Origin of the sequence: Sphingomonas liriopis, from assembly GCF_024211255.1 — a bacterium.
In the GTDB taxonomy this organism is placed as follows: domain Bacteria; phylum Pseudomonadota; class Alphaproteobacteria; order Sphingomonadales; family Sphingomonadaceae; genus Sphingomonas; species Sphingomonas liriopis.
In genome coordinates this window covers 74,221-84,768 of record NZ_JAMLDY010000017.1, presented here as the reverse complement: position 1 = coordinate 84,768, position 10,548 = coordinate 74,221, and the positions used below count along the sequence as shown (strand labels likewise).

Below are 10,548 nucleotides of genomic sequence, written 5' to 3'. Positions count from 1 at the left end.
TCCCGGGTACCCTCATCCATCAAAGTACCACTTTGATGGACCTCATCGCGGGGTGGAGCAGCCCGGTAGCTCGTCAGGCTCATAACCTGAAGGTCACAGGTTCAAATCCTGTCCCCGCAACCAACATTACAGAACAGCCCCCATCGCTCCGCGACGGGGCTGTTCTTGTTTGCCGCGAATGACATGAGGTCTGAAACTCGCGCAACTGCCTCCGCCTCCGCTCCACCCGGTTCGTGCGGCTAGATCGTCACACTCTCGATGAGCGTCGCACCGTCTTCGGCCTGCTTCAACACGAACGCGATCTGCGCCTCGCTGTATTTCGATCTTTTCATCACTCGCGGCGCTTCCAGGCTCTCCAATCGTAACGGGAATTTTCCAGGTCAAAACGGTCCAGGAAACGGGCAGCAGGTCGCCTGTCTGAAACGCGAGCGTCTATTTCGATCCGGCGGCAGGGTTCGACCGCAATTCTGCAAGGAGCGTCAGCACCCGATCCGCCGCCTGAGGGCGACAGATCAGCAGATCGGGCAGATATGTATCAGGTTGGTTGTAGGTGAGCGGTGACCCATCGACCCGGCTGGCGTGCAGACCAGCGGCCAGCGCCACCGCAGCCGGCGCGCAATTGTCCCATTCATATTGTCCGCCGGTATGCAGATAGATGTCCGCCTCGCCGCGCAGCACCGCCATCGCCTTGGCGCCCGCCGACCCCATCGGAACCAGTTCCGCGTCCAGCGCCTCGGCGACGGCGACCGCTTCGCGGGCCGGTCGCGTGCGGCTGACCAGCATGCGCAACCGCTCCGGCGACGCGGGCACCGACACCGGTCTTCCCGAACACAGCGTCATCGGCACGCCGGGCAGCGCCACCGCGCCGTTCACGGGCCTGCCGTCGATCGTCAGTGCCACATGGACGGCCCAGTCGACGCGCCCTTCGCCATATTCGCGCGTGCCGTCGAGCGGATCGACGATCCACACCCGGCGGGCATGCAGGCGATCGGGGCTGTCCCTTTCCTCTTCGGACAGGATGGCATCGTCCGGCCGGGTGTGACGAAGCGCTTCCATGATGAAGGCGTTGGCGGTGCGGTCCCCCGCTTTGCCCAGCGCGTTGCCGGAAAACAGCCCGGAGCGCTGGAGCGTCAGGAGAAGCTCGCCTGCGGTCTCGGCGATGTGTCGCGCGAGCGCGACGTCGTCCAGCGCAGGGTCGGCAGGCGCGCGTGGGGCGGCACTGTTCACGGGATCAGCCTTGCGACGATCGCGTCGGCGGCCTGCTCCGCGGTCGTCACGGTGGTGTCGATGCGGATCTCGGGATCGAGCGGCGGTTCGTACGGGCTGTCGATCCCGGTGAAGTTCTTGAGTTCGCCCGCGCGCGCCTTGGCGTAGAGCCCCTTCACGTCGCGCGCCTCGGCGTCGGCCAGCGGCGTGTCGATATGCACCTCGACGAACTCGCCGGGTGCCATCATCGCGCGGACGATCTCGCGTTCGGCGCGGAACGGCGAGATGAAGGCGGTGATGACGATCAGCCCCGCATCGGTCATCAGCCGGGCGACCTCGCCGACGCGGCGGATATTCTCGATCCGGTCGGCCTCGGTAAAGCCCAGATCCTTGTTCAGCCCGTGGCGCACATTGTCGCCGTCGAGCAGGAAGGTGTGCCGGTTCATCCGCGCCAGCTTCTTCTCGACGAGGTTCGCGATCGTCGACTTGCCCGCGCCCGACAGCCCCGTCAGCCACAGCGTCGCAGGGCGCTGGTTCTTCAGCGCGGCATGATGGGCGCGCCCTATATCGGTCGCCTGCCAGTGGACGTTCTGCGCGCGGCGCAGCGCGAAATGCAGCATCCCCGCCGCGACCGTCGCGTTGGTGATCTTGTCGATCAGGATATAGCCGCCTAGCGCGCGATTCTGCGCATAGGGCTCGAACACAATCGGCCGGTCGGTCGCCAGCGTGGCGACGCCGATGCCGTTCAGCTCGAGCGTCTTGGCTGCCAGCTGCTCCATCGTGTTGACGTTGACCTGATATTTGGGCGCCTGGACCGTCGCGGACACGGTCTGTATCGCCAGCTTGAGCCAATAGGAGCGGCCCGGCACCATCGCGTCCTCGGCCATCCAGACCAGGGTCGTCTCGAACTGGTCGGCGGCCTGGGGCGGGTTGTCCGCGGCCGCGATCACGTCGCCGCGCGAACAATCGATCTCGTCGGCCAGCGTCAGCGTCACCGACTGGCCAGTGATCGCCGTGTCCAGATCACCGCCCGGCGTGACGATACGCCCGACGTGGCTGATCTTGCCCGACGGCAGCACGCGCACCGGATCGCCGACGCTAACCGTGCCCGTCGACACCAGCCCGGAAAAGCCGCGAAAGTCCAGATTGGGGCGGTTGACCCACTGGACGGGCATCCGGAACGGCCTGGACTGGTCCGCCGTCTGGTCCAGCTCGACCGTTTCGAGATGCTCCATCAGGGTCGGGCCATCGTACCACGGCGTATGTTCGCTGCGCGACGCAATGTTGTCGCCCTTGAACCCCGAGATCGGCATCGCGGTATGGGATTCGATGCCGATCGACCGCGCGAACGTCGCATAATCGGCGACGATCGCGTCGTAGCGCGCCTGATCATAATCGATCAGGTCCATCTTGTTAACCGCCAGCACCAGGTGTCTGATGCCGATCAGGTGCGCCAGATAGGTGTGCCGCCGCGTCTGCGTCAGCACGCCCTTGCGCGCGTCGATCAGGATCACCGCCAGGTCCGCGGTGGACGCGCCGGTGACCATGTTGCGCGTATATTGTTCGTGGCCGGGGGTGTCCGCGACGATGAACTTGCGCTTCTCGGTGCCGAAGAAGCGATAGGCGACGTCGATCGTGATGCCCTGTTCGCGCTCGGCGGCCAGCCCGTCGACCAGCAACGCGAAGTCGATGTCCTGTCCCTGCGTGCCGACGCGCTTGCTGTCCGCCTCGAGCGCGGCGAGCTGATCCTCGAAGATCATCTTGGAATCATAGAGCAGGCGTCCGATCAGCGTCGATTTCCCGTCGTCGACCGATCCGCAGGTGATGAACCGCAGCAGCGTCTTGTGCTGATGTGCATCGAGATAGGCGTCGATGTCCTGAGCGATCAGGCTCTCGACCTGATAGGCGCTGTCTTGTGCAGGCGCGACGATGCTCGCCATCAGAAATACCCCTCCTGCTTCTTCTTTTCCATGCCCGCGCCGCCGGCGTCCTTGTCGATCGAGCGGCCCTGCCGCTCCGACGTCGTCGTCAGCAGAGTCTCCTGGATGACCTGGCTGAGCGTCGTCGCCTCGCTCTCGACCGCGCCCGTCAGCGGATAACAGCCGAGCGTTCGGAACCGGATCGAGCGCTCGACGGGCGTTTCGCCGGCGCGCAGCGGAAAGCGCGCGTCGTCGACCATCAGCAGCATGCCGTCGCGCTCGACCGTCGGGCGCGGGGCCGCGAAATACAGCGGGACGATCGGCACGTCGTTGAGCTGGATATATTGCCAGATATCGAGCTCGGTCCAGTTGCTGATCGGGAAGACGCGGATGCTCTCGCCCTTGTTCTTGCGCGCGTTATAGAGGTTCCAAACCTCGGGGCGCTGATGCCTGGGATCCCAGCGGTGATTGGCGGATCGGAAGCTGAACACGCGCTCCTTGGCGCGGCTCTTCTCCTCGTCGCGCCGCGCGCCGCCGAACGCCGCGTCGAAGCCGTACAGGTCGAGCGCCTGCTTCAACCCTTCCGTCTTCCACATGTCGGTGTGGAGCGCGCCGTGATCGAACGGGTTGATGCCGCGATCCATGGCGTCCTGGTTGCGATAGACCAGCAATTCCATCCCGCTTTCGCGCGCCATCCGGTCGCGCAACTCGTACATCGCCTTGAACTTCCACGTCGTGTCGACATGAAGCAGCGGGAAGGGCGGAGGGGAGGGGTAGAACGCCTTGCGCGCCAGATGAAGCATGACGGCGCTGTCCTTGCCGACGCTGTACAGCATCACGGGGCGGTCGCATTCCGCGACGACCTCGCGAAGGATGTGGATCGCCTCCGCCTCGAGCCGTTCGAGATGGGTCAGGGTTCGCGCGTCGTGCGCCATCGGATGCTCGTTCCTTGCGTCGTGGTAGCGACTGCGTGCCTATGCCCTTCCGTCACCTGCGAACCTCCCATATGGGAGGGGGCGTGACGCTATCGCGAATCGACGAGCGCGATCTGCTGCCCGCGCTGCACGAAGGACCGCACGAGGATCCCCGATGGGGCACGTTCCTCCACCGGCTGCAACGGCGGACCCGCGCGGATTACGTCGCGATCGTGGTCGGGCGGCGCGACGTGCCGATTGAACGCAAGATCCAGTGGTTCGCCGGGCAGGACGTTCAGGCGCGGGCGCAGACGCTCGACGATCTCGCCGCGCTCGACCCGACACCGTATCACCTGCTGCGTCCGGGGCGGGTGTATTCCGCGTTCGAGCTGATCGACCCGCAGGATGCGGTGCACAGCCGGTTCCGCCGCGACTATCTGGAACGGATCGGGATACGATACGGCCGTTTCATGCGGATTCCGCCGGTCGGCGAACTGGACGGCTGGCTGATCGTGACGCGCGCCGCCGACGATTTCTCCGCGGCCGATGGCGCGCTGATCTCGTCATTGGCAGTCCATCTGCAGATTGCGCTGCGAACGCTCGTCGCGATCGAACGTTCGCGGTTCCGCGACGCGGCGAACGACGATGCGCTGTGCCGTGCGGGGGTGGGCTGGGCCGCGCTCGACTGCAGCGGCCGGATCGTCGAACGCGGCGGCGACACCAGTGGTCCTGCCGTTCCCCACGCGGACGACCCTGCCGACGTCGCGTTGTCCGTACGCGCCGCGGATCACCCGCTGGCCGCGACCGCGTTGCCCGCAACCGTCGTCCTGACCCGGCGTGCCAGGGTGCTGGGAGATCGCGTCGCCACCGCGCTTCGCGACCGGTTCGGCCTCACGCAGGGCGAGGCGCGGATCGCGGTGTTGCTGGCGCGCGGCGAAAGCCTTGCGGACGCTGCCCGGACACTCGGCCTGACGCTGGAGACCGCGCGCAACTATTCGAAGCGGATCTTCGCCAAGACGGGAACGAGAGGGCAGGCGGCGCTGATCCGCCACATCCTGACCGAGGCGGACGGGCTGGCGTGAGCCGCGCCCCCGTGCTCAGAGCAGCGCCTCGATCTCGCCGCGCAGATCCTCGGGCTTGGTCGACGGGGCATAGCGACTACGCACCGATCCGTCTCGATCGACCAGGAACTTGGTGAAGTTCCACTTGACCGACTTGGTGCCCAGAACGCCGGGCGCTTGGGCCTTCAGCCAGGTATAGAGCGGTGCCTCGTCCGTTCCGTTCACGTCGATCTTCGCGAACACGGGAAAGCTGACATCGTAGGTCAGCCTGCAGAACGTCGCAATCTCGTCCGAATTGCCGGGTTCCTGCTTGTTGAACTGGTTGCAGGGAAATCCCAGCACGACCAGCCCGCGATCCTGCAGGTCACGATACAGCGCCTCCAGCCCTTCATATTGCGGGGTGAAGCCGCATTTGCTCGCGGTGTTGACGATCAGGATCACCTTGCCGCGATAATCCGCCAGCGACCGCTCGGTGCCCGTCGCGTCCCGTGCGGTGAAATCATATATCGACTTCATATCCTGATCCCGATGCTGGCCCGATGCCGGCGGGCAAAGATCCGCGCCATTCCGACCGCAGATGCAAGTACCCCGCCTGCCACGAATGGCGGACGGGGCGCTGGTTGCAGTTACTTCGCGGGGGCGGCGGCCACCGGCTTCACGGGCAGCTTGGCCAGATCGGCATCGGTCTCGGCCAGTACCTTGTCGGTGAGCTGGTCGGGCGAATATTGCTGGATATCCTTGAGCGTCATGGCGCGCGCCATGTCGACCTGCTCGTTGGTCGTCATGCCGGGGATGTGCTTTTCGATCACGGCCTTGGCGGCCGGATCGTCGAGCAGCGTGCCGATCTCGGTGGTCGCGACCGAATACCGGCCCGCAGATGCGGCCGTCGTCGGCGCCGCGGCGGGCGCCTTGGCGGTCTGGGCATGCGCCAGCGTCGCGGGGGCAAGCAGAAGGGCGGCAACAGCCATCAACCTACGCATATAAATCCTCTCATCACGCAGCATCGAGGCTGCCTCAGCAATATCGTACGCTCTCGTATCTATGTCAAGCCTGATGTTGCGTCACCAGATGGCGCGCGCCGCCATGATGATATCGACGGTGCGATCGCCATAGCGCTCGAACTCCGCAAGACCGATCGGCCGGATCAGGCTCTGCTGAAGATACCAGCCCGTCATCGATGCGACGATCCGCGTTGCGATCTCGTCGGGGTCGCGCGCGGGAATACCGTCGCGGATCGCGGCGGCGCGGATATCGTTCGCGATGATCGCGATGATGTACAGCGATCCCACCTCGTGCATCGATCTGGCGAGCGCTGGGAAACGCCTGGCGGTCGACACGATGATCCGCTGGAACGCCTGCACTTCGGGATTGTCGTGCGAACGCGCGATGACGCGGACGTGGTGGCGCAGCCGCTGTTCGATATCGTCGGTCAGCTCGGCATCGCCGCGCGCCGCATCGGCGGACCACCGCGCGACAGCATCCTCGACGATCGCGTGGAACAGCGCTTCCTTCGACGGGTAGCGGCCGTACAGCGTGCTCTTGGACACACCCAGCTCCGTGGCTATCGCCTCCATCGCCGATGCATCGAAACCGTTTTCGAGGAAATGCCGGCGCGCGGTGGCGATCAGCGCCTTTTCGATGGCTTCCACCTGCTTGGCCGTCGGGCGGCCTCGGCGGGGTACGAACGTCGGTGCTGCCTGGGTCATACGGCGCTTTTATGCGAGCGTCCGCGCGATACCAAGGGGCAAGCAGGTCACCGGATCAGCCGACCAGCGCGCTGCGATCCAGCGCGGCGATGTTCGTTCGCGCGGTCAGCGCCATCGCCACGCGCATTTCCGCCTCGACGAGTTGGAGCATGTGCGTCACGCCCTTTTCTCCCGACGCCGCCAATGCATAGACCCAGGCGCGGCCGAGCATCACGCCATGCGCACCCAGCGCCAGCATCCGCACGACGTCGAGCCCCGAGCGGATGCCGCCGTCCGCCAGGATGGTCAGCCGGTCGCGCACCGCCTCCGCGATTGCCGGCAGCGCCGCCGCGCTCGACGGCACGCCATCGAGCTGACGCCCGCCATGGTTGGACACGACGATCCCGTCGGCGCCCAGCGTCGCCGCCGCCTTGGCGTCCTCCACGTCGAGAATCCCCTTGATGACGAGCGGTCCGGTCCAGCTCTCGCGGATGAACTCCAGATCCTTCCACGAAACGGTGGGATCGAAATTGTTGCGCATCCAGGCGAAGAAATCCTCCAGCCCCGTGTTCTTGCCCAGCACCGGCGCCACGTTGCCCAGCTGATGCGGGCGGCCGCGTACGCCGACGTCGTACGCCCAGGCAGGGCGCAGCAACGCCTGGACCGTACGCCGCGCCGAACCCATGAACCCGGACGCGCCCGCCAGCCCCGAGCGATAATCACGGTAGCGCGAGCCGGGGACGGGCATGTCGACGGTGAAGATCAGCGCGGAGCAACCCGCGTCCTTCGCCTGCGCCATCAGGTCGCGCATGAAGCCGCGATCGCGGATCATGTAGAGCTGGAACCAGAAGGGCGCGTCGGTGCCTGCGGCGACCTCCGCGATCGGGCAGGCCGACACGGTGGACAGGCAGAAGGGGATGCCCGCCTTGCTGGCCGCGCGCGCGGCCTGCACCTCGCCACGCCTGGCGTTCAGCCCGGCGAGCCCGATCGGCGCGAGCGCCACCGGCATCGCCAGCTTCTGCCCGAACAGCTCGGTCGACACGTCGAGCGCCGACACGTCGGTCAGAATCCGCTGGCGCAGCGCGATCGCCTCGAGATCGGCGATGTTCCGGCGCAGCGTCACTTCCGCATAGGAGCCGCCATCGATATATTCGAACAGGAAATGCGGCAGCTTGCGACGTGCGAGTTCGCGATAGTCGAGCGCGGAGGCGGCTTTCACGACTTGGCCTTCAGGAAGCCGTTGAACGCGATCCAGCGGAGCAGTCCGTCGAGCCAGCCCTCGGTCGTCGTACCCTTGACGCCCGCACCGAAGCCGTGGCCGCTGCGCTGATAGGCGTGGAACTCGACCGGACGGCGCGCGACCACCCAGCTCTCGACAAGGCCATAGCCCGCACGACCCGACAGCGGATCGTCGGTCGCCATCGCGACGAACATCGGCGGCGCGTCGGCGGGCACGGACAGCCGCTCCATCGGCGGGTAGATCGGCGCGATGAACGCCGGGCGATCCGCCGGCGCCGCCATGGTCGCAACGGCCAGCGTCAGCCGCGCGCCGGCCGAAAAGCCGATCATGCCCACGCGTGCGGGATCGATCCCCCAGCCGGGCGCCCGCGCGCGGATCAGGCGCAGCGCGGCGACGCCGTCGGCGATCGCCGTGGGCGGCGTCACGATCTTCAGCCCCTCGCCGGGCTTGCCGATCCAGCCCGACATCCGCGCGCTCATCGCGCGGCCATAGCCCGCGCCGTCGCGCGGCGTGGGGTCGAGCCGATATTTCAGGACGAACGCCGCGATGCCGTGCGCGGCCATCGCTCGCGCGATTTCCATTCCCTCGTGATCCCAGGACAACGTCATGAACGCCCCTCCCGGCGCGATCACGACCGCCGCTCCGTTGGCCTTGCCCGCCTCCGGCAGCACCGGCAGCAGGCTGGCGGACACGGTGTTGCGGACGGACATCGCACCGGGCTTGCCGGTCCACTGCTCGGGGCCATTGCCGGCGGGCAACTCACCCGTGCCGAGCGGTATCGCGCGGGCGAGTTCGGCGGGCGCAGGCAGCGACGACGGTGCGGTTTGAGCGATCGCCGGGGGCGGCGCGCAGGCGAGGAGGGCGAGGGCGGCAAGGCGCATGGGAAGCGGCGTCCTCATTGCAGGTTCACGAACGCGCCGCCGTCGACCAGCAGCGCCGCGCCGGTGACGTAGCGCGCCATGTCGGAGGCGAGGAAGACGATCGGGCCCGCCAGATCCTCGGGCTCGCCGAGCCGGCCCAGCGGCACGCGCGCGGCCATCCGCTCGCGCTTCTCGCCGTCGGCCAGATCGTCGCGGTTGATCTCGGTCAGGATCGTGCCGGGCAGCACCGAGTTGCAGCGGATGCCGTGCCGGCCCAGCGCGATCGCGGCGGACTGCATCAGCGAATGGATGCCTGCCTTGGTCGGCGTATAGTGCGTCTGGAACTCGCCGCCGACCAGTGCGGAGATTGAAGATACCGCGACGATCGCGCCGCCGTCGCCCTGCGCCACCATCTGGTTCGCGGCAGCCTGCACCATGTAGAAGGCGCCGTGCAGATTCACCTGCATCGTGCGCTCGAACGTGTCGGCGGGCATGTCGAGGAAGGCGTGGAACGGGCAGATGCCCGCATTCGACACGAACACGTCGACGCGGTCGAACGCGGCGACCGCGGCCTCGACGAAGGCGATCGCGGTCTCGCGCTTCGCCACGTCGCCCCTCACCGCGAGCGCGCGGCGGCCGAGTGCCTCGATCTGCGCGACGACCGCGTCGGCACCCGCCTGGTTGCCGACATAATTGATCGCGACATCGGCACCCTGCCGCGCGGCCTCGACCGCGGCGGCCGCACCGATCCCGGACGAGCCGCCCGTGACGAGGACCGTCTTGCCTTCAAGCAGCATCGTTACTCTCCTCTTGCGACCATCCTAGGTCTCGGCTGATGGCGTGCGCGGCGGCAACGACCGTCGCGGACAGGTCCTGCATGCGCGCGTCGTTCATGTATTGCGCCGCGCTCGACACACTGAGCGCACCGACGATCGCGCCGCCCACGTTGCGCACGGGCGCCGCGACGCAGCGGATCTGGTCCTCGTTTTCCTCGATGTCGAACGCGCGGCCCGCGGACGCATAGGCGTGCATCCGCGCCAGCCAGCCGGCGCGGTCGACCGGCGGCCCGCCGCCTTGCGTCTCGGCGTCGAGCCGCGCGGTCCAGAACGTCTCCGGCTGGTCGATCATCAGCGCCTTGCCCAGCCCGGTCGACGTCAGCGGCTGGCGATCGCCGATACGCGACGAGATCGTGATCCGTCGCCTGCCGGGCATCTTGTCGAGATACAGCGCATGGTCGCCGTCGAGGATGCCGAAATGCACCGTATCCTCGGTCGCCTCCGCCAGTGCCTCCAAATGCGGGCGCGCGACCTGAACGATATCCGCCTGTTCGCGCGCGAGATGCCCCAGCTGCATCAGCTTGGGCCCGAGCCGATACCCCTCACGCGGGGTGAAGGCGAGATAGCCACGCTCGACGAGCGAAGAGGCCAGCCGGTGCGTCGTGCTGCGGCTGAGCGCCAGATACGCGGCCAGCGGGGGCAGCGTCCTCGCGCCCTGCGCGACCGCCTCGATCACATCCAGGCCGCGCATCAGCGTCTGGCTGCCGGCCGTATTCGTCGCTTGGCCCGTCGGGCCCCGGAGTTCAGATCTCTCCCTATTCATCCCACTGGCTTACACGATGTTTCAGTATGTGGAAAATACATATTGTACGCTCATGTATCCTTCC

General features: G+C 66.9%; 11 protein-coding genes and 1 tRNA gene. 2 read left to right on the top strand and 10 right to left on the bottom strand.

Annotated features, from left to right (window positions below; translation table 11 throughout):
• Nucleotides 1-46: 46 nt before the first annotated feature.
• Nucleotides 47-123: transfer RNA gene (locus M9979_RS13740), tRNA-Met, on the top strand.
• 309 nt (nt 124-432) lie between these two features.
• Here M9979_RS13740 and M9979_RS13735 read toward each other — a convergent pair.
• Genes M9979_RS13735 through cysD form a run of 3 tightly spaced genes read right to left on the bottom strand, consistent with a single transcriptional unit; the run spans nt 433 to nt 4,060 of the window.
• Complete coding sequence (locus M9979_RS13735; RefSeq protein ID WP_254289929.1) at nt 433-1,188, bottom strand: 3'(2'),5'-bisphosphate nucleotidase CysQ; 756 nt, start codon at nt 1,186-1,188, stop codon at nt 433-435.
• A gap of 35 nt (nt 1,189-1,223) precedes the next feature.
• Nucleotides 1,224-3,146, bottom strand: a complete 1,923-nt coding sequence (cysN, locus tag M9979_RS13730; protein WP_254289925.1) for a sulfate adenylyltransferase subunit CysN — start codon at nt 3,144-3,146, stop codon at nt 1,224-1,226.
• Entirely contained in the window at nt 3,146-4,060 is a 915-nt protein-coding gene (cysD, locus tag M9979_RS13725; RefSeq protein ID WP_254289924.1) for a sulfate adenylyltransferase subunit CysD, read from the bottom strand. The genes cysN and cysD overlap by 1 nt, the downstream gene beginning before the upstream one ends.
• An 83-nt stretch (nt 4,061-4,143) precedes the next feature.
• Between cysD and M9979_RS13720 the strand changes: the two genes are divergently transcribed.
• Nucleotides 4,144-5,121: a helix-turn-helix transcriptional regulator gene (locus M9979_RS13720; protein WP_254289923.1), complete on the top strand. Its 978-nt coding sequence runs from the start codon at nt 4,144-4,146 to the stop codon at nt 5,119-5,121.
• Between the two features lie 15 nt (nt 5,122-5,136).
• Here the strand turns inward: M9979_RS13720 and M9979_RS13715 are convergent, their stop codons facing one another.
• From M9979_RS13715 to M9979_RS13685, 7 genes are all read right to left on the bottom strand, one after another.
• Nucleotides 5,137-5,616, bottom strand: coding sequence for a glutathione peroxidase (locus tag M9979_RS13715; RefSeq protein WP_254289922.1), 480 nt, complete (start codon nt 5,614-5,616; stop codon nt 5,137-5,139).
• A gap of 110 nt (nt 5,617-5,726) precedes the next feature.
• Entirely contained in the window at nt 5,727-6,068 is a 342-nt protein-coding gene (locus tag M9979_RS13710; RefSeq protein WP_254289921.1) for a hypothetical protein, read from the bottom strand.
• 93 nt (nt 6,069-6,161) lie between these two features.
• Nucleotides 6,162-6,749, bottom strand: a complete 588-nt coding sequence (locus tag M9979_RS13705; protein WP_254289920.1) for a TetR/AcrR family transcriptional regulator — start codon at nt 6,747-6,749, stop codon at nt 6,162-6,164.
• Nucleotides 6,750-6,861: 112 nt separating this feature from the next.
• Nucleotides 6,862-8,004 (bottom strand): FMN-dependent L-lactate dehydrogenase LldD, encoded by a 1,143-nt coding sequence (gene lldD, locus M9979_RS13700; protein WP_254289919.1) that lies wholly within the window; start codon nt 8,002-8,004, stop codon nt 6,862-6,864.
• On the bottom strand, nt 8,001-8,906 hold the full coding sequence (locus M9979_RS13695; protein ID WP_254289918.1) for an alpha/beta hydrolase: 906 nt from the start codon (nt 8,904-8,906) through the stop codon (nt 8,001-8,003). The genes lldD and M9979_RS13695 overlap by 4 nt, the downstream gene beginning before the upstream one ends.
• A 14-nt stretch (nt 8,907-8,920) precedes the next feature.
• Nucleotides 8,921-9,682 (bottom strand): L-rhamnose 1-dehydrogenase Lra1, encoded by a 762-nt coding sequence (locus M9979_RS13690; RefSeq protein WP_254289917.1) that lies wholly within the window; start codon nt 9,680-9,682, stop codon nt 8,921-8,923.
• Nucleotides 9,672-10,412 carry an IclR family transcriptional regulator gene (locus M9979_RS13685; RefSeq protein ID WP_422922147.1) on the bottom strand — a complete coding sequence of 247 codons (741 nt, stop codon included), beginning with the start codon at nt 10,410-10,412 and terminating at the stop codon, nt 9,672-9,674. The genes M9979_RS13690 and M9979_RS13685 overlap by 11 nt, the downstream gene beginning before the upstream one ends.
• Nucleotides 10,413-10,548 lie beyond the last annotated feature (136 nt).

Excerpts from the sequence above, each read along its gene's own strand:
- cysN (WP_254289925.1), bottom strand. The coding sequence starts at position 3,146 with ATGGCGAGCATCGTCGCGCCTGCACAAGACAGCGCCTATCAGGTCGAG.
- cysD (WP_254289924.1), bottom strand. The coding sequence starts at position 4,060 with ATGGCGCACGACGCGCGAACCCTGACCCATCTCGAACGGCTCGAGGCG.
- M9979_RS13715 (WP_254289922.1), bottom strand. The coding sequence starts at position 5,616 with ATGAAGTCGATATATGATTTCACCGCACGGGACGCGACGGGCACCGAG.
- M9979_RS13710 (WP_254289921.1), bottom strand. The coding sequence starts at position 6,068 with ATGGCTGTTGCCGCCCTTCTGCTTGCCCCCGCGACGCTGGCGCATGCC.
- M9979_RS13695 (WP_254289918.1), bottom strand. The coding sequence starts at position 8,906 with ATGCGCCTTGCCGCCCTCGCCCTCCTCGCCTGCGCGCCGCCCCCGGCG.
- M9979_RS13690 (WP_254289917.1), bottom strand. The coding sequence starts at position 9,682 with ATGCTGCTTGAAGGCAAGACGGTCCTCGTCACGGGCGGCTCGTCCGGG.
- M9979_RS13685 (WP_422922147.1), bottom strand. The coding sequence starts at position 10,412 with ATGCGCGGCCTGGATGTGATCGAGGCGGTCGCGCAGGGCGCGAGGACG.